This is a genomic window from Sphingomonas endophytica (genome assembly GCF_014199415.1).
GTDB lineage: Bacteria > Pseudomonadota > Alphaproteobacteria > Sphingomonadales > Sphingomonadaceae > Sphingomonas > Sphingomonas endophytica.
Window position 1 is genome coordinate 139,794 of record NZ_JACIJN010000008.1, and the last position, 20,957, is coordinate 160,750.

The window sequence follows — 20,957 nt, forward strand, 5'->3', positions numbered from 1 at the left end:
GATGAAATTCTGTCGTTTCGGTGCGATCGGTGCCGAACAGCCTGGCGTGATCGATGCACAGGGCCGCGTGCGCGACCTGTCCGCGCAAGTGCCCGACCTGACCGTCGACCGGCTGGCCCAGCTCGCGGCGCTCGATCCGGAGACGCTGCCGCTCGCGCCCGAAGGCGTGCGTTACGGCGTGCCGGTCGCGGGCGTCGGCAAGATCGTCGCGATCGGGCTCAACTATCGCGATCATGCGCTCGAATCGAACCTGCCGATCCCGACCGAGCCAATGATGTTCATGAAGGCGGTCACCAGCCTGTCCGGCCCGAACGACGACGTGATGCTGCCCGAGGGCGCGACCCACGGCGACTGGGAAGTCGAGCTGGGCGTCGTGATCGGGCGGGCGTGCCGCTATGTCGCAGAGGCCGACGCGCTCGATCATGTCGCGGGTTATGTGCTCGCCAATGACGTGTCCGAACGCTTCAACCAGAAGGAGCGCGGCACGCAATGGTCGAAGGGCAAGGGGCACGATACCTTCTGCCCGGTCGGGCCGTGGCTGGTGACGCCCGACGAGGTCGGCGATCCGCAGGCGCTGGACATGCGGCTCGACGTGAACGGCGTGCAAATGCAGACCGGCAACACACGCACGATGATCTTCGGCGTCGCCGAACTGATCGCCTATGTCAGCCGCTTCGTCACCTTGCTGCCGGGCGATCTCCTGATCACCGGCACGCCGCCGGGGGTGGGCGAGGGCAAGAAGCCCGACAAGATCTTCCTCAAGCCGGGCGATGTCATGGAACTGGCAATCGACAAATTGGGAACGCAGCGCCAGCAGGTCGTCGCCTTCGACCGGGCGAGGCTGGGATGAGCAGCTTTGCCGGGCGGTTCGAGGGGCAGAGTGCGATCATAACCGGCGGCGCGTCGGGGTTGGGGCGCGCGGTCGCGGCGCGGATCGTGCGCGAGGGCGGCCGCGTCTGCCTGTGGGATCGCGACTCCGAAGCGTTGCAGGAAGCGGCGGCGGCGATCGGCGCGGCCGGCAGCTATGCGCTCGACATCACCGATGCGGAGCGGGTCGCCGCGGCGGCGCAGGAGAGCGTTGCCTTGTTCGGCAAGGTGGACGTGCTCGTCTGCTCCGCAGGGATCACCGGCGCGACCGCCCCGGTCGAACGCTATCCGATCGACAGCTGGCAGCGCGTGATTGACGTCAACCTCAACGGCCTGTTCTATTGCTGCCGTGCGGTCGTCCCGCACATGCTCGCCAATGGCTATGGGCGGATCGTCAACGTCGCGTCGGTGGCCGGCAAGGAAGGCAATCCGCAGGCCTCGGCCTATTCGGCGTCGAAGGCGGGGGTGATCGGCTTCACCAAATCGCTGGGCAAGGAAGTCGCGGGCAAGGGCGTGATCGTCAATGCGCTGACCCCGGCGACGTTCGAGAGCCCGATCCTCGCGCAGCTTCCGCAAAGCCAGGTCGATTACATGAAGGGCAAGATCCCGATGGGGCGGCTCGGCGAGGTCGAGGAATCGGCGGCGATGGTGTGCTTCATGGCGTCGGCGGAGTGCAGCTTCACCACTGCATCGACCTTCGATACGTCGGGTGGTCGCACGACCTATTGACCAGCGCGCGGATGCGACCCGCAAACGCGGGCGCGTCGATGGGGAGGGAAGGGCATGGCCGACGTTCCGTTCGTGGATGCGCATATCCACCTCTGGGATGTGCAGCGGATCCGCTATCCATGGCTGACGCCGCCGTTCGCCGATGACGGGCCGAACGGCAGCGTCGCGGCGATCGCGCGGGATTTCACCGTCGCCGAGTATCGCGCGCAGGCGGCGCGGTGGAACATGGTCGGCGCGGTGCATGTGGAGGCCGGTGCCGATCCTGCGCAGGCGCTCGATGAAACCCGCTGGCTGGAAGCGGTGGCGGACGCCGAGCAGCTGCCGACCGCGATCGTCGCTTTCGCGGCGCTCGACGATCCGCAGGTCGAGCAGGTCCTCGCGGCGCAGGCCGCGCAGCCGCGCGTGCGCGGCATCCGCCAGATCGTCAACTGGCATTCCGACGCGCGACGCAGCTACCAGCCGCGCGACCTGACGCGGTCGGCGGCGTGGCAGGCCGGTTTCGCAATGTTGAAGCGGCATCGGCTGTCGTTCGACCTGCAATGCTATCCCGGCCAGATGCCGGCGCTGGCGGCGCTGATCGCGCGGCACGCCGAGGTGCCGGTCATCATCAACCATCTCGGCATGCCGGTCCTCGCCGATCCGCACGGGCGGGAGGAGTGGCGGGCCGGGCTGCGCGCCCTCGCCGCACTGCCCAACACCGCGATCAAGCTCTCCGGGCTCGGCTTCGTCGCGCGCGACTGGACCGACGCGCTCGTCCGCCCGTTGCTGGCGGAGGCGATCGACCTGTTCGGTCCTGCGCGCTGCCTGATCGCCAGCGATACCCCGACCGACACGCTGTTCGCGCCGTTCGACCGCTGTCTGGGTGTGCTGGCCGATGCCACCGCCGCTTTCTCACGCGACGAGCGGCGCGCGATGTGGGGACGCAACGCCGAGCGCCTCTATCGTCTGGGGCTTGGCGCCCGGCTCGACATCGCCGTTGAAACGCGGAGCACCTCATGCCCAACCCTTTGATTGGTGTCTTATATCATTGGCTCGGCGGGCTGTCGTCCGCGAGCTTCTATGTTCCGTATCGCGGGGTGCGCGGCTGGAATTGGGAGGTGCTGTGGCTGACCGGCGGGCTGTTCTCGTGGCTGGTCGCGCCCTGGCTGTTCGCGGCGGTGATGACGCGCGATCTGGCGGGCGTGCTCGCGCAGACCCCCGCGCCAGTCGCCGGCTTGTGCATCCTGTTCGGCGCGCTTTGGGGGTTCGGCGGGCTGACCTATGGGCTGACGATGCGCTATCTCGGGCTGTCGCTGGGGATGGCGGTGGTGCTGGGGCTGTGCACCGTCTTCGGCACGCTGATCCCGCCGATCGTGACGGGCGATGTGGCGGCGAAGCTGCTCGACACGGCCAGCGGGCGGACCATCCTGCTCGGGCTGGCGGTGACGGTCGCCGGGATCGTTGTGGTGGCGGTAGCGGGTTCGCGAAAGGATGCGGCAGACAAGGCCGCGACGATCGCGGAATTCGATTTTCGGAAGGGGATCGGTGTCGCGATCTTTTCCGGCATCATGTCGTCGTGCTTCGCCTTCGGGCTCGCCGCGGGCGCGCCGGTCAAGGTGCTGTCGGCCGCGGCCGGGACGGGGCCGTTGTGGACCGGGCTGCCGGTGCTGTGCCTCGTCATGTTCGGCGGGCTCGTCACCAATGCATTGTGGTGCGCATGGCTGATCCTGCGCAATCGCTCGGGCGGGCAATGGCTGGGGCGCGCCGCCGCGACGGTCGAGCGCCCGGCCCTGGCGCGCAACTATCTGCTCGCCGGGCTGGGCGGGACATTATGGTATCTGCAATTCTTTTTCTACACGATGGGCGAGAGCCAGATGGGGCGGCTCGGCTTCTCCTCCTGGACGCTGCACATGGCGTCGATCATCATCTTCGGCACGTTGTGGGGCTTCGCTTTGCGCGAGTGGAAGGGCGTGCGGGCGGGGGTGCGCGCGACGGTGGGGGCGGGGATCGCGCTGCTGGTCGGCGCGACGGTGATCATCGGCTATGGCAACAGTCTGGCGTAATGGGCCGCCGCCCGGGCGCTTGAGGTTGCGAACGTCACTTCCGACCGAAGGGGCAGGTTAACCCGTCATGCTCTGAAAGGTCGTCACGGTCATGTCATGCCCAGGCGACCGGGTTTGAAGGAGCTTCAGGACGCAAGGATCAGACCGGCCTCAGCAGCTCGGCAGCAATCGCCGCGACGTTCTGCCCGAGCTCAGCGGTCGCATAGCCGCCCTCCATGACCGTCACGATCGGCAGACCGGTGGCGGCGATCCGGGCGCCCAGCTTCGCGAAGTCCTCGCGCGCGAAGGCGAAGTGCGAGATCGGGTCGCCCGCGTACAGGTCGGCGCCGAAGGACAGGACGAGCAGCCGAGCACCGTAAGCGGCGATCGCTTCGAGCGCCGCTTCAAGGGCGGGCTCATAGGCAGTCCAGCCCGTGCCGCGCGGCAGCGGCAGGTTGCGCGTCGTCCCGCGTCCGGCACCGTCACCGGTCTCGTCCGCATGGCCCCAATAGAAAGGATAGTCGGTGGCCGGATCGGCGTGGATCGACACGAACAGCATCTCGCCGTCATCGTAGAAGATGTCCTGCGTGCCGTTGCCGTGATGGTAATCGACGTCGAGGATCGCGACCGGGCCGAGCCCGCGCTGCCGCGCTTCCGCGGCGACGATCGCAGCGTTGTTGAGGTAGCAATAGCCGCCGAGATAATCGCGCCCGGCATGATGACCGGGGGGCCGGCAGAGCGCAAAGGCGCGGCGCGTCGCGCCGGCCGCGAGCTGGTCGAGCGCGGTAAGCGCGGTCTGCGCCGACCAATAAGCACCCTCCCATGTCCCGGCGGCGATCGGGGTCGCGGCATCGTAGCTGTAGCGCCCCAGCCGCGCGTCGATCCGGGTGAGATCGAGCGTTCGTCGCCGCACGATTGGCCAGGTGTAGCCGATCGCGTCGCCGCTCCGCTCCGCGGCGATCCAGTCGCGATGCGCGACCTGCAGAAACGCCAGATAGTCGGCATCATGGACGCGTTCCAGCGGCGCGATCCCGAAGTCGCTCGCCGCAACGGTCGGACCGAACGCCGCCCGGATCGCTTCAGCGCGCGCGGGGCATTCGTTATAGGCCGTCCAGTCACCGTTATGCAGTTCGCGCGCGGGGGCATGGACGAGTTGCCGCGGGTCGAACACGATCGTCATGCGAAGCTCCCGTCGACGCACCCCCGCGCAAAGGCATAAAGGCGCGCCATCTTGTGATTGACCGATTCACGCCCGGCGCTGCCCTGATGTCCGGCCGTCAGGTCGGTCGTCAGCAACGCCGGTGCGGCGGAGGTCGAGGCCTCCCGCACCGCGGCGACCAGCTTGGCCGGCTCCCAATAGCCGACGCGATCGTCCTTCAGCCCGGCGGTGGTATAGAGCGGCGGATAAGCGGCGCGGTGGACGTTCTCATAGGGGGAGATGCCGCGCATGTAGTCATAGTCCGCGACGCTCGACAGCGGATCGCCCCAATCGGGGCGGAACAACGGAACGAGCGGATGGTCCGGGTCGCTCATCGTGTTGAGCATGTCGACGAACGGCACCGTCGCGATCACCCCTGCCCAGACGTCGGGCGCCATGTTCATCGCGCCGCCGACGAGCAACCCGCCCGCGGACAGCCCATAGGAGACGATGCGGTCGCGCGCGGCATGGCCGGTCTCGGCAAGGTGGCGCGCGCAGGCGACGAAGTCGCCGAAGCTGTTGTGCTTGCGGTGGCGACGCCCGTCGAGGAACCAGCGCCGCCCTTTCTCGGAACCGCCGCGGACATGCGCGATCGCATAGTTCCAGCCCCGGTCGACCAGCACGGTCGGCGCAACGTCGAACAAGGCCTCGCTGGACACACCATAGGCGCCGTAACCGTAGAGCAGCAGCGGCGTGCGGCCGTCGGCACGCGCGCCGCGGCGGGTGAGCAGCGTGATCGGCACCTGCTCGCCATCCGGCGCGGTGGCGTAGAGCCGCCGGACGTCGAACCGCGCCGGATCGTAGCCGGCGTAACGCTGCGTCGTCAGCGTCGTCGCACGCGCGTCGTCGCAATCGATCGCGATCCAGCGCGGCGGATCGGCGGGCGTCTCGACCATCACGCGGCACGACGGGGCGGCATAATCCTGCTCGGCCGGAACGGTGAGCGCATAGGCATCGCCGGTGAAGCGCGCCTCGCGCACCGCGCCGCGCGGCGACAGCAGCATCAGTCGCGGCAGCGTGTCGCGCCGCTCGACCCAGGCGAGCGCGCGACGGAACGGCACCAGTTGCAGGATCTGCGTGCCAGCCCGGTGCGGGACCAAGGTGCGCGTCTCGGCGAAGCTGCGGCGGTCGAGGCGGGCGATGCGTCCGTCGACGGCCTGCTCGTCCTCGACCAGCGCGATCAGGTCACCATCCCATTCGTCGATCTCGTAGCGGCGGCTCGGCTGGCGCGGCCAGACGATCGCCGGTGCGCGATCCTCCGCCGCCGCGGCGACAAGGCGCACCTCGCTGGTGTCGGGACCGGAGAGCGTGATCGCGACGAAGCCGTCCGCGGCGGTGCGGCGCAGCGCCATGAAGATCGCCGGATCGCGCTCTTCATAGACCAGTTGCGGCGCGCCGCCGGTCACCGGGGTGCGATACACGCGGGTCGGGCGGTTCCTCGCGTCGCGCCAGATCCAGAACAGCCAGCGCGACGAGGGTGAGAAGACCAGCCCGCCATAGCCATAAGCGTCGGTGTCGACGACGACGCTAACCGTACCGGTGGCGAGATCGCGGACGCACAGCCGGTGGCGATCATTACCGCCGATATCCTCGGCCCAGGCATAGAGCCGGCCGTCGGCGCTCATCTGCTGCCCGGTGGTCCGGTAATAAGCGTGGCCGCGCGCGCGCGCATTCTCGTCGAGCAGCAGTTGGGTCGTGCCCTTGTCGCCGCGGCGGCGCAGGTAGCGCGGGTGCGCCCCGCTGCTGCCGTCGGTGACATAGGTCCAGCCCCCGCGCGTCACCGCGGGCTCGCCGCCGCCGAGCGGCACGCGCGCGGCCAACGCGTCGCGAAAGCCGCGTTCCTGCGCCGCGACGCGCTCCATGACGGCGGCGGCATAGGCGTTTTCGGCGCGCAGATGATCGCGGATCATCGGCGGCATGGTGGCGAGGTCGCGCTGTCCGGTGGCCGGAACATATTTGAGCCACGCATAGGGATCGTCGCGCGTGCGCCCGAGCTGCTGGCGGGTGAGCGGAACGCGCGGCGTCTGCGGGGGGCGCGGCAGCGCCGGTCCGGCAGCGCGCACCGGCCGCCCGACCGCCGCCAGGAGCGCGGCGGCGCTTGCCCCGACGAGGAAGCGGCGGCGGGCCAAAGGCAGATGGGTGGCGGGCATGGCGGTCGTCGATCCTCGCTCGATGCGGTCGCCCCGACGTTAGAGCCGCGCCGCGCCGGCTCGCAATCGCCGGGCACGAAATGGCCCGATCGCGATGGCGATCGGCCCTGTCCGCGCGGTCACGCCGCAAGAATGCGCGTCAAATACGTACGTTGATGATATTGCAGGGAAGGCGGGGGCAAAAAATGCGCAAGATCCTTTCACATCGTATCGGGGCCAGCATCCTGGCGACGGCGGCGTTGCTCGCAAGCGGCGCGGCAACGGCGCAGACCGCGCCCGACGCGCCGCCGGAGGCCGGAAGCGACCGCGACATTGTCGTCACCGCCACCAAGCGCAACGAGAGCGCCAGCGATCTCGCCGGATCGGTGTCGGCGGTGACGCAGGACGATCTCCAGCGGCTCAATGCGCAGAGCCTTTCCGACTATATCACGCGCGTGCCGGGCGTGGTGTTCAACGATTATCAGCCCGGCGTGTCCGAGGTGGTGATCCGCGGCGTCGCCTCGACCACCTACCATGAGGCGAATCAGGCGACGACCGGCTATTACATCAACCAGATCCCGCTGGTGGAGCCGGGTTTTCCGCTCGTCATCCCCGACATCGACGCGTTCGACGTCAAGCAGGTCGAGGTGCTGCGCGGCCCGCAGGGAACGCTGTTCGGATCGTCGTCGCTGGGCGGCGCGGTCAATTACGTTGTCAACGAGGCCGACCCGACCCGGATCGACGCGGGGGCGGAGGGGATCCTCTCCAGCACGCGCCGCGCCGGCGACGCGAGCTATGCCGCGAAGGCGATGATCAACGTCCCGGTGGTCAACGACAAGCTCGCCGTGCGGCTGGTCGCGCTGCAACGTGATGACGCCGGCTATCTCGACAACATCGGCACGGGCGAGAAAGGCAGCAACGATCTGCGCGTGCGCGGGCTGCGCGGCTCGGTGGTGTGGCAGCCGGGCGAGACGACCAAGCTGGCCGCGCTGGCGATGTATCAGCAATATGAACTCGCCGATCAGACCTATGTGCTGTTCGGCGACAAGCCAAAGACGTTCGAGCGCAACACCAACGTCGACGAATATCAGGATACCGAGATCCAGCTGTACAGCCTGCGGCTCGATCAGGAGCTCGGCGCCGCGAACTTCACCGCGATCGGCAGCTACACGCAGAAGAAGGCCGATCTGGCGTTCGACGATTCGATCTTCCTCGGCATCGACGCGCGCACCGGCACGCCGCAGCTTTCCAGCTCGACCGGCAAGTCCACGACCTATTACGGCGAGATGCGGCTCGCCTCGAACGGCGACGGACCGTTCACGTGGTTGCTCGGCACCAACTTCACCAAGCTCCGCTCGGACTCGACCGACGGCGCGCGACTTGATGGCATCGGCGCGTATATCGACGCCCATCCCGGCGATTTCGGCGGACAGCCGAGCAGCGTGATCGCGCCGGGCGATCTGCTGCGGCGGACGGTCAGCACCAATCGCGTCCGCGAGATCGCCGCGTTCGGCGAACTCGGTTATACCTTCCTCGACACGCTGACGCTGACGCTCGGCGGGCGCGTCTTCCAATATGAGTCGCGGCCGCGGCTGCAATTCCTCCCCAATGCCGCGCTGATTGCGCCGTTCGACTATCAGCCCGGCTCGCAGAAGGAATCGGGCTTCGTCCCCAAGGTGTCGCTGGCGTGGAAGCCGACCACCCGCTTCACCTTGTACGGTCTGTATTCGGAAGGCTTCCGGATCGGCGGCGTCAACGTCTACAGCGCCGCGACCGGCACGCCGCTGACCTTCGGCAGCGACAGCACGCAGAATTACGAGGTCGGCGCGAAATTCGAGTTGGTGCCCGGCGCGATGTCGTTCGACATCGCTGCGTTCCACATCAAGTGGAACGACATCCAGTCGCGGCTGTTCACGCCGATTACCTTCGACGCCTATACGGTGAACGGCGGCGGGGCGAAGATCGACGGTGTCGAACTGTCGCTCGTCTTCCGCCCCAGCCGCAATCTTACCTATTCCGCGAACGTGACCTATAATGACGCGCGATTGTCCGGGCTGCTTCCCGACAGCAGCGCGCCGGGCGGTGGCTATGCCGCCGGAACGCAGCTGCCGGGCGCGTCCGACTGGATCATCGCCAACCAGCTCGACTGGGAGCTGCGCAGCTCGCCGCTGCGGCCGCGGGTCGGGATCGCGCATCGCTATCTGTCGGCGGCGCCGGTGGCGTTCGGCGCGACATTGCAGAAGGGCGACTACAGCCTCGTCGATCTCAACGCGGCGATCCAGATTACCGATGGCGTCGAGGCGGGCGTGTTCGCCAAGAACCTGTTCGACGCCTACGGCATCCTCAACGCGCCTTTCTCCTTCGCGGGCAGCGTCACCCGTCCGCGCACGATCGGCGCGAGCCTGCGTTTCGCGCTGCGGTGAGCGTCGCCGTGCCGCTGATGCGCCGCCCCGACGCGGCGGCATTTAGCCCGGCAAGGCGCGGACTTGCCGGACGGTCGGCAGCCTGCCATCGTCGCGACGATGACGCGGCAAGCATCGTGATCGGGCCAGGTGGCACCGCCGGGTGCCTCCGCCCGCCGGTGCGCGGACTGACCGACGAATATGGCGCGGGCTTCGTCGATCCGATGCATGCGCACGAATGGATCCAGGTTCTGTACGCCTGTTCGGGGGTGATGTCGGTGGTGACCCCGTCGACCAGCTTCGTCGTGCCGCCGCAGCGCGCACTGTGGTTGCCGGCCGGGCAGCGGCACGAGGTGTCGTGCCGCGGGCCGGTGTCGCTGCGCACGCTCTATGTCGACCCGGCGCTCTATCCCGACCCGCCGCCATGCCGCGTCATCGAGGTGAGCGACTTCCTCAAGGCGCTTATTCTGAAGACCGTTTCCTTCGGTGCCGATTACGACCCGCAGGGCCATGCCGGCCGGGTGGTCACGGTGCTGCTCGACGAGATCGCGGCCATGCCGGTCGCACCCTATGGCGTGGTGATGCCGGGCGACGCGCGGCTGTTGCGGGTCTGCCGTGCGATCCTCGCGCATCCCGCCGACAATCGCGACGTCGACGACTGGGCGCGCGTGGCGGGTATGGGACGGCGCACTTTCACGCGCGCGTTCAAGCGTGAGACCGGCATGGGGCTGGCGGTGTGGCGCCAGCAGGTGCGGTTGATGGAAGCGCTGTCGCTGATGGCGGCGGGCCGCCCGGTGACGACGATCGCCTTCGATGTCGGCTATGACAGTCCCAGCGCGTTCACCGCGATGTTCCGTCGCGCTTACGGGGTGCCGCCCAGCCTGTACGCGCTGCCGTGACGCGGCCCGCGCGCGGCAGTGATCGGCCCGGCTGCGCGGGGCAGGCCAGCGGCTTTCCGTGCCACAGGTGGATGCGAGGACGCAGCAGCGAGACGGGCCGGCAACGCCCGCGCGAGGAGCAGGACGCATGACACTGACCACCGAGGCGCTGGCCGCGCACGACGATGTCGATCCCGAGATCCGGCGCTTCGTCGTCGCGCTCAATCATGGCTACGGGCAATTCTCCGACTTCGCCGCGCTGTCGCTGCCCGAGCGTCGCGCTGCGGCCGAGATCGTCCGTGCGCCGTGGCGCGCGGGTGGCCCGGTAATGGCGAAGACGGTCACGGCCGAGCTCGCCGGATGCCGCGCCCGCTTCCACTATCCGCAGCGATCCGACACGCCGCAACCGGCGCTGCTCTACATCCATGGCGGCGGCTGGACGATGTTCAGCATCGACACGCATGACCGGCTGATGCGCGAATATGCGGCCCGCGCCGGCGTGGTGGTGGTCGGCATCGATTACAGCCTGTCGCCCGAGGTGCGTTACCCGGTCGCGCTCGATGAGATTGTCGCGGCGTATCAGGCGCTGCGTGACGATGCGGGCGACTTCGGGATCGCACCGGCGGCGATCGCGATCGGCGGGGACTCGGCGGGCGGCAATCTCGCCGTCGCCACCAGCCTGCGGCTGCGCGACGCCGGGGAGCGACCGCCGGCGGCGATGCTGCTGAATTACGGCGCGTTCGATCCGGCGCCGACCGCCAGCTATGCGCGCTATGACGGTCCCGCCTATATGCTGACCGTGGCGGAGATGGACGGCTTCTGGCGCGATTATGCCGGCGATCCCGCGACGCTCGTCGATCCGCTCGTCGCGCCGTTGCGCGCCGATCTGACCGGGCTGCCGCCGAGCTTCCTCGCCGTGCCCGAATGCGACATCCTCGCCGACGCCAATCGTGCGATGGCGGCGCGCCTCGGGTCCGCTGGCGTGCCAGTCGAGCTGCGGCTCTACGCCGGCGCGACCCATAGCTTCCTGGAAGCGGTGTCGGTGTCGTCGCTGGCGAGTGCGGCGTTCGACGAGGCCGCACGCTGGCTCGCCGCGACCCTGCGGCGCGCACTGGCATGAGCTTCGTTCCGCGCACGCCGGGCGAGATCGCCGCGCTGATCCGCGACCATCCGCTCGCCTGGGTCACGTCGCGCGACCTCGATGCGACCCTGCTCCCGTTGATCGTGGAAGGTGACGCGCACGGGACGCCGGTGGCGCTCGTCGGCCATTATCCGCGCCGCAACCCGCAGGTCGCTGCTTTTGCCCGCGATCCGCGCGCGCTGATCCTCTTCACCGGGCCGCAGGGCTATGTGTCGCCGACGCTGGTGTCGAACCCGACCTGGGGCGCGACATGGAATTATGCCGCGCTCCGGATCGTCGCGACGCTGACCTTCGTACCTGACGAGACCGAGGATGCGCTGCGTCGTCTCGCCGCCCGGCTCGAACCCACGGGCGGCTGGCGCCCCGAGCAGATGGGCGAGCGCTTCGATCAGCTCGCACGGCACGTCGTCGCGTTCCGCGCGCAGATCCTTTCGTGCGAGCCGCAATTCAAGCTGGGACAGGACGAGCGCGTGGCGACGTTCGCTGAGATCGTCGCCGGTCATCCCGACCCGGCCTTGGTGATGGCGATGCTCAGGAACCGACCTCACGACCACGATTGAGCATCAAGGTCTATGGATCCTTGCTTCGGGTTAATCGCGAGATCGGCTGGAAGGTCTTAGCGGCCACCGCAACTGCCCTTCCGTCCAAACCTTCCTGACGTACCAAGCACACATGCCCGCCCGGTGCGCCGAAACATTCTCCCAGCCTCAGCCGAGAACCTGTGGCGGGGCTGTCGAGTCGCGCTCGACAAGCGTATAGTCCAGCATTCGCGCGATATGGTGAGCCCCCTTGCGTTGTGGGGCGCGCATCTCGTCGATGAGCAGGCGCAGCGCTTCGGCCGCCAACTCCTGCACGGGTTGCCGGATCGTCGTCAGCGGCGGCCAGAGCGTGGTGGCGGCGATGCTGTCGTCGATGCCGGCGATGCTCAGGTCGCGCGGCACTTCCAGATGACGCCGGTGCGCGACCGACACTACCGCCGCCGCCATGTCGTCGTTACTGGCGAGAATGGCGGTGGGCGGGGTCGTGTCGTTCAACAGCAGCTCTCCGGCAACCAGCCCGGAGGTATAACTGAAGTCGCCGTGCGCGATGCAGGTCTCGACACCGGCCTCGGCAGCGGCGGCCGTAAAGCCCGCCAGTCGCGCCAGGCTGGCGCTCTGGTCGGGGTTGCCGACGATGAAGCCGAGCCGGCGATGGCCGAGCGCGATCAGATGGCGGGTCATGTCGCGCGCGGCGTGGTGATCGTCGATCCCGACCGAAATCGCGTCGGAGACCCGCCCGGCCACCACGGCCATCGGCAAGCCGGCCGCACGGAGGATCTGCCGCACCTCCACCGATTCGCCGAGCGGCGGGGTCAGGATCACGCCGCCGATCCCGGAGGCGATCAACTGCTCGATCTCGGCATGCGTCGGCACGCCGCCCTGCCTGCCCTTTAGCAGGATGAGCTGCGCCGCGCGGGCTGAAGCTTCCTCGAAGACGCCGGCGAGAAAGCCGCTCATGAACGCTGCGCTGGGGTTGGCGTAGATGACGCCGATCCGCAGTTCGCGCGAGGTGACGAGGCTGCGCGCCGAAAGGTTGGGGGTGTAGTTGAGCGTGCGGATCGTCGTCGTGACGAGCTCGCGGGTTTCGTCACGCACGCCGGGGTCGCCGTTGATGACGCGCGACACCGTCATCGGCGACACGCCGGCCTGCTTGGCGACATCGATGATCGTCACCCCGCGGCGACGTCCTCTCGGCTGGGGCACGCTCATCCCGTCATGGCGCCGCCGACTGCCGCCGCCGCCCTCATGCGGATCGATCTGCCTCGCCGCATCCCGGTCCGTCAATCACCGATCGCGCAAAGGCACTTGTCAGAAGCCGCCAGCCGCGGGTACGAAGCCATGATAACGTTACCATCGAGGAGGCGGGGTGGCACGATTTCCTTACGTGCGCTGGACGATCATCGCGCTGTTCGTAGGCGCGATGGTCATCAACTATCTCGCGCGCAGCGTGCTGGGCGTCGCCGCGCCCGCGATCATGGCCGAACAGGCTATCTCGTCTGAGCAATATTCCTGGATCACCGGCGCCTTCCAGCTCGGCATCATGTTCCAGCCGGTCGCGGGCTATCTGCTCGACCTGATCGGTCTGAAGATCGGGTTCACGCTGTTCGTCGCCCTGTGGTCGCTCATCACGATCGGTCATGGCCTGGCGAGCGGGTGGATGGGGTTCGCGGGCCTGCGCGGTGCGCTGGGGCTGGTCGAAGGCTCGGCGCAGCCCGCCGGCATGAAGGTGGTCGCGGAGTGGTTCCCGGCGCGCGAACGCGGCGTGGCGGGCGGCATCTACCAGATCGGCGCGTCGTTCGGCGCGGTGTTCGCGCCGCCGCTGGTGGCGTGGGCGATCCTCTACGACAGCTGGCGCGCAGCGTTCTTCGTGGCGGGCGGGCTCGGCATCATCTGGGTGCTGCTGTGGCTGTTCTGGTATGCGCCACCCGCGCGGCACCGCGCGATCTCGCCGGACGAACAGCGGCTGATCGCGGAAGGGCAGGAGGCCGCGCTGGCGCGCCGCCGCCGCCGTCCGCCGCTCGGCGAGTTGCTCCGTCGGCGCAACCTGTGGACGATCGCGGGCGCGCGCTTCCTCGCCGATCCGGTCTGGGGCATGCTGTCGCTGTGGATGCCGCTGTACCTCGTGCAGGTGCGCCACTTCGACCTCAAGCAGATCGCGCTGTTCGCCTGGCTGCCGTTCCTCGCCGCCGATCTCGGCTGCCTGTTCGGTCCTGCGGTCGTCGCGTGGCTGCAACGCCGCGGTGTCGGCCTCATCGATGCGCGGCGCTGGGCGTTCACGCTCGGCGCGGTGCTGATGACCGGGATGATCTTCGTCGGCACCGCGACCAGCCCGGTCGTCGCGATCGCCTTGCTGTGCCTCGGCGGCTTCGCGCACCAGACGTTGTCGGTGACCGTGATCACGATGGTTTCGGATCTGTTCCCGCAGGATCAGGTCGCCACCGCGACCGGCGTTTCGGGCACTGCCGCCAATCTGGGCGTGCTGATCTTCACATTGGTGCTGGGGTCGCTGGTCGATCAGGTCGGTTACCAGCCCTTCTTCATCCTGCTCGGCCTGCTCGATCTGGCGGGTGCCGCGCTGCTCTGGACGAATATCCGAAAGCCGTCATGACCATTCGCAATCCCATCCTGCGCGGGTTCAACCCCGATCCTTCCATCGTGCGCGTCGGCGACGATTATTACCTCGCCACCTCCACGTTCGAGTGGATGCCGGGGGTGCAGATCCACCATTCGCGCGATCTCGCCGACTGGCGGCTCGTCGCGCGTCCGCTCAACCGGCCGAGCCAGATCGATCTGCGCGGCGATCCCGATTCGTGCGGCGTGTGGGCGGCGGACCTCAGCTACGTCGGCGGGCGTTTCCACCTCGTCTACACCGACGTGAAGCGCTACGGGCGCACGACGGTCGACGGAGCGGTGGGCGCATCGCTGCGCGATTTCCACAATTACTGGGTCTGGTCGGATCGCATCGACGGCGACTGGTCCGATCCCGTCCATCTGAACAGCAGCGGTTTCGATCCGGCGCTGTTCCACGACGATGACGGGCGGAGCTGGCTGCTCAACATGCTGTGGGACCATCGGCCGGGGCGGCCGCGCTTCGGCGGGATCGTCGTGCAGGAGCTGGACCTGCGCGCCGGCCGGCTGACCGGCGAGCGCCACAACATTTTCGGCGGGACGCCGCTGGGCTTCACCGAGGGGCCGCACCTCTACAAGCGCGACGGCTGGTATCATCTGTTGGTTGCGGAGGGCGGGACCGAGCGCAACCATGCCGTGGTGATGGCGCGGTCGCGTCACCTGTTCGGCCCCTATGAAGTGCATCCCGACGGTCCGGTGCTCACCGCGCAGGGGCGCCCGGCAGCGGCGTTGCAGCGAACCGGTCACGGCGACCTGGTCGACACGCCCGCGGGGGCGACGTGGCTCGTCTATCTGTGCGGCCGCCCGCTACCCGCCAGCGACCGCTGCGTGCTGGGGCGCGAGACCGCGATCCAGCCGGTCGTCTGGGGTGACGATGGCTGGCTGCGCACGCGCGACGGTACGGCGATGCCGATGGGGGAGGTGCCGAGCGATGCGACGTGCGCGACCGCCGCGCAGATCGACGAGCGCACCGACTTTGCCGGCGCGACGCTGCCCGACGCATTCCAATGGCTGCGGACGCCGTGTCCCGACGACATCTTCAGCCTTTCCGCGCGGCCTGGCTGGCTGCGGCTGCACGGCCGCGAGACGATCGGCAGTCACTTCACCCAGTCGCTTGTCGCACGCCGGCAACAGGCGTTCCGCTACAGCGCCGAGACGTTGCTCGACTATCGCCCCGACACCTTCCAGCAGGCGGCGGGGCTGGTCTGTTATTATAACTCGAGCAAATTCCACTATCTCCATATCACCGCCGATGACGACGGTGGGCGCGTGCTGCAGGTGCTGTCGGCGCTGCCGGTCGGCGACGGCACCAGCGCCATCACCGCGCCAATCACGATCGGTGCAGGGCCGGTCGCGCTGCGTGTGGAGGTGGATCACGAGGCGCTCCGCTGCGGATATCGCGTTGGCGATGCGGGCGAGTGGCAGTGGCTGGACGAGACCTTCGCCGCGGACCTGTTGTCGGACGAGGCGACGATCGCGGGGCTGCCCAATTTCACCGGCACCTTCGTCGGCATGGCATGTCAGGACGTGTCGGGTGCCGGCAAGCCCGCCGACTTCCGCTATTTCCATTACATGGAGCGCTGAAACCCGCCGCAATGCTGCTCGTCGTCAAAACAAACAAGGCAGGTTGCGGCGTACAATCAATGCTGTAGAACATATCAGATAGGATTCGCCGACCCGGAAACGAGGATCGGGAACCAGGGAGAGGAATGTCGATGAGACTGGCTTCAGTTATCACGCTGGCGTGCTCGATCGCGGCGCCGACGGCGCTCGCGCAAGCGCAAGCGCCTGCGCCGACAGCCGCGACGGCGATCGCCGAGGACTTCAAGCCGTCCTCGCTGAACCAGCCCGGCCAGTCGTTTCCGGAGATCAACTCGCAAGGTTATGTCCGCTTCCGCGTGCTCGCCCCGGAGGCGAAAAGCGTCAGGGTGAGTCTCGGGCTGGGCGGTCGCGGCGGCACCGTGCTCGCCAAAGGGGCGGACGGCGCGTGGACGGCGACCTCCGAAGGGCCGCTCGACGAGGGCTTTCATTACTACCATCTCACCGTCGACGGCGGAACGTTCAACGATCCCGGCACGCTCAACTTCTATGGGTCGACCCGTTGGGAAAGCGGGATCGAGATCCCGGCGCACGACGCCGATTTTTACGCGATGAAGGACGTGCCGCACGGGCGGGTCGAGCAGATCCTGTTCGCGTCGCCGAGCACGCGGTCGCAGCGCCGCGCTTATGTTTACACGCCGCCCGGCTATGACGCGGCGGCGCGCACCCGCTATCCCGTGCTGTACCTCCAGCATGGCTGGGGCGAGGACGAGACGGCGTGGTCGAACCAAGGCCATGCCAATCTGATCATGGATAATCTGATCGCCGCCGGGAAGGCGCGTCCGTTCATGATCGTCATGACCTACGGCATGACCAACGACGTGCGTCCCGGCAGCCCCGGCGGGCTCGCCAGTTTCGACATCGCGCCGTTCCGCACCGTGCTGATCGACGAGCTCATCCCCTATGTGGATCGTCATTTCCGCACCCTCCCCGACCCGCGGCACCGCGGCATGGCCGGGCTGTCGATGGGCGGGTTCGAGACCAAGCTAATCGCGCCGAAGAATCTGGACACTTTCGGCTATATCGGGCTGCTGAGCGGCGGCACCGTGGCGCCGGAAGATGTCGCGCAAGCGCCCGGCTATAAGGACAAGGTGCGATTGACGTTCGTCAGCTACGGCAGTCGCGAACTGGAGAACGGCAAGACGCGCGGATCGCCCGCCCGGCCAAGCACCGACCCCGCCGCCAACGCCGCGGCGCTGACACGCGCCGGCCTCAACAGCGTCTTCTACGTGTCGCCTGACACCGGGCACGAGTTCCAGACGTGGCGGCGGAGCCTGCATGAAATGGCGCCGTTGCTCTTCCGCGACTGATCGCCCGGCTCGCGTGCCACCGACCGGATCGTAAACCGGCAGCGACACAGAAAAACACGCATCTCACGTATTGACAAGGATTACCCTGAGTATAGTCTTTGATGGTAACGTTACCTTATTACGGTAAAGGAGCGATGGTGAACGTTCTGCGCGTTGGCGGAAGATGATAGGATGGTCGATAGACGACGTATTCACCGCCAGGCGTTGAGATAGACACCGTTCCTGCAAAGCGCAGGGTCAGATAGAAGGGTTCGTCAATCGTCAGGTCTTGGCCTGCGGTAGTGGACCTGTGTCAAACGCAGATAGCATTGATCCGGGCGAAGTCGCCCGGCCTGTAACCCGCGAGGCGGCAAAACGATCGCCCACAGCACAGCGATATAAACAAGGGAGCTAGGGGAAGATGATGAAAGCGTTGATCGAAGGGCGTCGTGCCCGGATGCGGACCGGCGTGGCCGTGATCGCATTGATTGCCGCGGGCGCTGCGCCGTCGCTGGCGCAGGCGCAATCGGCGCCCGCCGGGCAGGAGGCCGGTGCGGCCACGACGCCGCCCGACGTGCCGCCGCAGCTCGACACCACCGCGGGATCGACCGCGCGCGCCGATCCGGCGAGCCAGACCGCCGAGGACGATGCCGCGCGTGACGTGATCGTCACCGGCTCGCGCATCACGACCGGCGGGTTCACGGCCCCGACTCCGACGACGGTGATCGATTCCGGCGCGATCGCCGCCAACGCGCAGCCGAACGTCTTCACGACGATCTCGCAATTGCCGTCGTTGCAGGGGTCGACGGGGACGAGCGTCAACACCTTCAGCACTTCGAGCGGCGCGCAGGGGCTCAGCTCCTTCTCGCTGCGCGGGGTCGGCGCGATCCGCACGCTGACCCTGATCGACGGCCAGCGTGTGGTCGGCGCCAACGTCACCGGCGTGCCCGACGTCAGCCAGTTCCCGCAGCTGCTCATCAAGCGCGTCGACGTCGTGAACGGCGGCGCGTCCGCGTCTTATGGTTCGGATGCGGTCGGCGGCGTGGTGAACTTCATCACCGACACGCGGTTCAAGGGCGTGAAGGGCAATGTGCAGGGCGGCATCACCGATTATGGCGACAACGAGCAGGTGCTCGTCCAGCTCGCCGCCGGCACCAGCCTGCTCGACGACCGGCTCCATATCGTCGGCAGCACCGAATATGCGCGCGACGAGGGCGTCGGCGGGGGTGAGTTCGGCATCGGTCTGGCGGGTGGCCGCGACTGGTTCAAGCAGACCACGCTGGTCAACCGCAACGTCACCAACGACGGGGCGCCGCAATATGTGCTGCGCGACTATGCGCAGTCGATCACCTTCACCAAGTACGGCTTGATCACCGCCGGCCCGTTGCAGGGCATCGCGTTCGACCAGTCGGGCAAGCCGTTCCAGTTCCAGTACGGCTCGAACGGCGTGCCGTCGCGGACCTCGTCTGGCGCGGTGATCGGCTGTTTCGCGGGCTTCTGTCAGGGCGGCGACCTGTCGGGCAACGTCGATGCCGGACGCTCGCTGCTGTCGGGGCTGGAGCGGCTGAACAGCTATGGCCGGATCGGCTTCGACTTCGCGCCGAACAACGAGATCTATCTCACCTCGAACATCGCGCAGGTGAAGAGCAACAACCAGCCGGTCGGCGGCCAGAATCGCCCCGCGCTGACGATCCAATGCGCCAACCCCTACGTCCCCGCCGAGGTCAAGTCGGCCTGTGCGACCGCGAACATCACGTCGTTCCAGTTCGGCACCAGCAACGCGGCGCTCGGCAACACGCAGGTCCACACCGACCGCCGCCAGTATCGCTTCGTGGTCGGCGCGAAGGGGCGCCAGCCGGTGCTCGGGTCGGAGTGGAGCTACGACATCTACGTCGAGCACGGTACCAACCGCACCAGGATCGACGTCGACAACATCCTGCTCACGCAGCGCTATAACGCCGCGATCAACGCGACGACGCTGAACGGCGCGATCGTCTGCGCCAATCCGGTCGCCCGCGCCGCCGGGTGCCAGCCGCTGAACGTCTTCGGCGGCAGCCCGTCACAGGAAGCGCTCGACTATGTAATGCCTGCCAACGGCCCGCGGCAGCGGACGCGCCAGACGCAGGATGTCGCCAGCCTCAACTTCTCGGGCTCACCGTTCAGCTCGTGGGCGGGGCCGGTGTCGGTCGCGTTCGGCGGCGAGTTCCGCCACGAATTCTACAAGGTCACTGCCGATCCCTATGGCGCGGGGATCGACAACCAGCCCTATGACTCGATCTATCCGGCGGATCCGCTGCAATTGCCCGCGGGCAACAATTGGTATGCCGGCAATTACAAGAACGGCACCGGCGCCTATAGCGTGAAGGAAGCGTTCGTCGAGGTCGACGTGCCGCTGCTCAACGGTGACTCGGTCGGCCGGGCGAGCGTCAACGGCGCGGCGCGCGTCACCGACTACAGCACCTCCGGCACGGTCTGGGCGTGGAAAGTCGGCGGCACCTGGGATCTGCCGATCGACGGCTTTCGCCTGCGCGGCGTCACCTCGCGCGACGTGCGCGCACCGAATTTGTCCGAGCTGTTCGCCGCGCCGGTCACCACCACGCAGCCGAACTTCTTCGATCCGTTCCGCAACGTAAACGTGCTCGCGATCCAGAACACGATAGGCAACCCGAATCTGACGCCGGAGATCGCGCGCAACACCACCGCGGGGATCGCCTTCTCGGGCGCGAGCTGGCTGCCGGGGGTGAGCCTGTCGTTCGACTGGTACAAGTTGAAGATCACCGACGTCATCTCCAGCCTCGGCGCGGGTGACATCGTCGACCTCTGCTACCGCAACATCCTTCCGGGAACGTGCAGCGCGTTCAATCTCAACAACCAGGCCGGGCCGAATTTCATCAACGTGCAGGCGTTCAACCTCGCGTCGATCGATACCTCCGGGTTCGACATCGAGGCGAGCTACCGCTGGCAGCGGCCGCTCGGGCTGCCGGGTAGGCTGACGCTGCGCGCGCTGGCGACGCATATCAGCAAGTTCGTCACCGACACCGGGCTGGTCGGCACGATCCCGAACGACACCGCCGGGGTGAATACCGGCAACACCCCCGACTGGAAGTGGCTGGCGGTGCAGACCTACGAGGGCGATAATTTCTCGCTGCTGCTGCAGGAGCGCTGGTTCAGCGACGGCGTGCTCGGCAACCAATATGTCGTCTGCCAGGCCGGCACCTGCCCGGTGTCGACCAATCAGCATCCGACGATCGATCAGAACTTCATGCCCGGTGCCTTCTACATGGATGTCGGCGGCACCTATAACATCTCCGAGGCGGTGACGGCTTATGCGAAGGTCGACAACCTCTTCAACCGCGATCCTGCCAAGTCGCCGTTCTTCGTCAACCCGGCATTGTACGACGTGCTCGGCCGCACCTATCGCCTGGGGGTGAGGTTCAGCTTCTGAGGTCGAAAGAGGGGCCGTGCGCGTCGCCGCACGGCCCTTCGCGCCGCAGCATCTTACGTACGGCGTCCAAACCCTATATGATCGGGTTCCTG

General features: G+C 67.6%; 15 protein-coding genes. 12 read left to right on the forward strand and 3 right to left on the reverse strand.

Annotated features, from left to right (window positions below):
* The first annotated feature begins 1 nt into the window (after nucleotide 1).
* From FHS97_RS12770 to rhaT, 4 genes are read left to right on the forward strand one after another with little or no spacing between them, the layout of a single operon-like run.
* A complete protein-coding gene (locus tag FHS97_RS12770) occupies nucleotides 2-850 on the forward strand; it encodes a 2,4-didehydro-3-deoxy-L-rhamnonate hydrolase (RefSeq protein ID WP_184038345.1) in 849 nt (282 codons plus the stop codon).
* Nucleotides 847-1,596 (forward strand): SDR family NAD(P)-dependent oxidoreductase, encoded by a 750-nt coding sequence (locus FHS97_RS12775; protein ID WP_184038350.1) that lies wholly within the window; start codon nucleotides 847-849, stop codon nucleotides 1,594-1,596. The genes FHS97_RS12770 and FHS97_RS12775 overlap by 4 nt, the downstream gene beginning before the upstream one ends.
* A gap of 54 nt (nucleotides 1,597-1,650) precedes the next feature.
* Nucleotides 1,651-2,607 carry an amidohydrolase family protein gene (locus FHS97_RS12780; RefSeq protein WP_184038354.1) on the forward strand — a complete coding sequence of 319 codons (957 nt, stop codon included), beginning with the start codon at nucleotides 1,651-1,653 and terminating at the stop codon, nucleotides 2,605-2,607.
* Nucleotides 2,592-3,638: an L-rhamnose/proton symporter RhaT gene (gene rhaT, locus FHS97_RS12785; RefSeq protein ID WP_184038357.1), complete on the forward strand. Its 1,047-nt coding sequence runs from the start codon at nucleotides 2,592-2,594 to the stop codon at nucleotides 3,636-3,638. The genes FHS97_RS12780 and rhaT overlap by 16 nt, the downstream gene beginning before the upstream one ends.
* 139 nt (nucleotides 3,639-3,777) lie before the next feature.
* Here rhaT and FHS97_RS12790 read toward each other — a convergent pair whose 3' ends face one another.
* Together FHS97_RS12790 and FHS97_RS12795 are read right to left on the reverse strand one after the other, a co-directional pair.
* Nucleotides 3,778-4,797, reverse strand: a complete 1,020-nt coding sequence (locus FHS97_RS12790; protein ID WP_184038362.1) for a histone deacetylase family protein — start codon at nucleotides 4,795-4,797, stop codon at nucleotides 3,778-3,780.
* Nucleotides 4,794-6,965, reverse strand: a complete 2,172-nt coding sequence (locus FHS97_RS12795; protein ID WP_184038365.1) for a prolyl oligopeptidase family serine peptidase — start codon at nucleotides 6,963-6,965, stop codon at nucleotides 4,794-4,796. The genes FHS97_RS12790 and FHS97_RS12795 overlap by 4 nt, the downstream gene beginning before the upstream one ends.
* Nucleotides 6,966-7,150: 185 nt before the next feature.
* On the opposite strand from FHS97_RS12795, the gene FHS97_RS12800 reads away from it, so the two are divergent.
* The 4 genes from FHS97_RS12800 (at nucleotide 7,151) to FHS97_RS12815 (ending at nucleotide 11,925) form a co-directional block, all read left to right on the forward strand.
* Nucleotides 7,151-9,367: a TonB-dependent receptor gene (locus FHS97_RS12800; RefSeq protein ID WP_184038368.1), complete on the forward strand. Its 2,217-nt coding sequence runs from the start codon at nucleotides 7,151-7,153 to the stop codon at nucleotides 9,365-9,367.
* Nucleotides 9,364-10,245 (forward strand): AraC family transcriptional regulator, encoded by an 882-nt coding sequence (locus FHS97_RS12805; RefSeq protein WP_343053446.1) that lies wholly within the window; start codon nucleotides 9,364-9,366, stop codon nucleotides 10,243-10,245. The genes FHS97_RS12800 and FHS97_RS12805 overlap by 4 nt, the downstream gene beginning before the upstream one ends.
* Nucleotides 10,246-10,372: 127 nt before the next feature.
* Nucleotides 10,373-11,344: an alpha/beta hydrolase gene (locus tag FHS97_RS12810; RefSeq protein ID WP_184038371.1), complete on the forward strand. Its 972-nt coding sequence runs from the start codon at nucleotides 10,373-10,375 to the stop codon at nucleotides 11,342-11,344.
* Nucleotides 11,341-11,925 (forward strand): FMN-binding negative transcriptional regulator, encoded by a 585-nt coding sequence (locus FHS97_RS12815; RefSeq protein WP_184038374.1) that lies wholly within the window; start codon nucleotides 11,341-11,343, stop codon nucleotides 11,923-11,925. The genes FHS97_RS12810 and FHS97_RS12815 overlap by 4 nt, the downstream gene beginning before the upstream one ends.
* Nucleotides 11,926-12,072: 147 nt before the next feature.
* On the opposite strand, the gene FHS97_RS12820 is transcribed toward FHS97_RS12815, so the two are convergent.
* Complete coding sequence (locus FHS97_RS12820; RefSeq protein WP_311770286.1) at nucleotides 12,073-13,077, reverse strand: LacI family DNA-binding transcriptional regulator; 1,005 nt, start codon at nucleotides 13,075-13,077, stop codon at nucleotides 12,073-12,075.
* A gap of 193 nt (nucleotides 13,078-13,270) precedes the next feature.
* Here FHS97_RS12820 and FHS97_RS12825 point away from each other — a divergent pair, with 193 nt between their 5' ends.
* From FHS97_RS12825 to FHS97_RS12840, 4 genes are all read left to right on the forward strand, one after another.
* On the forward strand, nucleotides 13,271-14,512 hold the full coding sequence (locus FHS97_RS12825; RefSeq protein ID WP_343053447.1) for an MFS transporter: 1,242 nt from the start codon (nucleotides 13,271-13,273) through the stop codon (nucleotides 14,510-14,512).
* Nucleotides 14,509-16,116 carry a glycoside hydrolase family 43 protein gene (locus FHS97_RS12830; protein ID WP_184038377.1) on the forward strand — a complete coding sequence of 536 codons (1,608 nt, stop codon included), beginning with the start codon at nucleotides 14,509-14,511 and terminating at the stop codon, nucleotides 16,114-16,116. The genes FHS97_RS12825 and FHS97_RS12830 overlap by 4 nt, the downstream gene beginning before the upstream one ends.
* A gap of 131 nt (nucleotides 16,117-16,247) precedes the next feature.
* Nucleotides 16,248-17,441, forward strand: coding sequence for an alpha/beta hydrolase-fold protein (locus tag FHS97_RS12835; protein WP_184038380.1), 1,194 nt, complete (start codon nucleotides 16,248-16,250; stop codon nucleotides 17,439-17,441).
* A 403-nt stretch (nucleotides 17,442-17,844) separates the two neighbouring features.
* On the forward strand, nucleotides 17,845-20,865 hold the full coding sequence (locus FHS97_RS12840; RefSeq protein ID WP_246346648.1) for a TonB-dependent receptor plug domain-containing protein: 3,021 nt from the start codon (nucleotides 17,845-17,847) through the stop codon (nucleotides 20,863-20,865).
* The last annotated feature ends 92 nt before the right edge of the window (nucleotides 20,866-20,957 follow it).

What these genes read in the sequence shown, in the direction of transcription:
- FHS97_RS12770 (WP_184038345.1), top strand. Translation starts at nt 2, where the DNA reads ATGAAATTCTGTCGTTTCGGTGCGATCGGTGCCGAACAGCCTGGCGTG.
- FHS97_RS12775 (WP_184038350.1), top strand. Translation starts at nt 847, where the DNA reads ATGAGCAGCTTTGCCGGGCGGTTCGAGGGGCAGAGTGCGATCATAACC.
- FHS97_RS12780 (WP_184038354.1), top strand. Translation starts at nt 1,651, where the DNA reads ATGGCCGACGTTCCGTTCGTGGATGCGCATATCCACCTCTGGGATGTG.
- rhaT (WP_184038357.1), top strand. Translation starts at nt 2,592, where the DNA reads ATGCCCAACCCTTTGATTGGTGTCTTATATCATTGGCTCGGCGGGCTG.
- FHS97_RS12790 (WP_184038362.1), bottom strand. Translation starts at nt 4,797, where the DNA reads ATGACGATCGTGTTCGACCCGCGGCAACTCGTCCATGCCCCCGCGCGC.
- FHS97_RS12795 (WP_184038365.1), bottom strand. Translation starts at nt 6,965, where the DNA reads ATGCCCGCCACCCATCTGCCTTTGGCCCGCCGCCGCTTCCTCGTCGGG.
- FHS97_RS12800 (WP_184038368.1), top strand. Translation starts at nt 7,151, where the DNA reads ATGCGCAAGATCCTTTCACATCGTATCGGGGCCAGCATCCTGGCGACG.
- FHS97_RS12810 (WP_184038371.1), top strand. Translation starts at nt 10,373, where the DNA reads ATGACACTGACCACCGAGGCGCTGGCCGCGCACGACGATGTCGATCCC.
- FHS97_RS12815 (WP_184038374.1), top strand. Translation starts at nt 11,341, where the DNA reads ATGAGCTTCGTTCCGCGCACGCCGGGCGAGATCGCCGCGCTGATCCGC.
- FHS97_RS12830 (WP_184038377.1), top strand. Translation starts at nt 14,509, where the DNA reads ATGACCATTCGCAATCCCATCCTGCGCGGGTTCAACCCCGATCCTTCC.
- FHS97_RS12835 (WP_184038380.1), top strand. Translation starts at nt 16,248, where the DNA reads ATGAGACTGGCTTCAGTTATCACGCTGGCGTGCTCGATCGCGGCGCCG.
- FHS97_RS12840 (WP_246346648.1), top strand. Translation starts at nt 17,845, where the DNA reads ATGAAAGCGTTGATCGAAGGGCGTCGTGCCCGGATGCGGACCGGCGTG.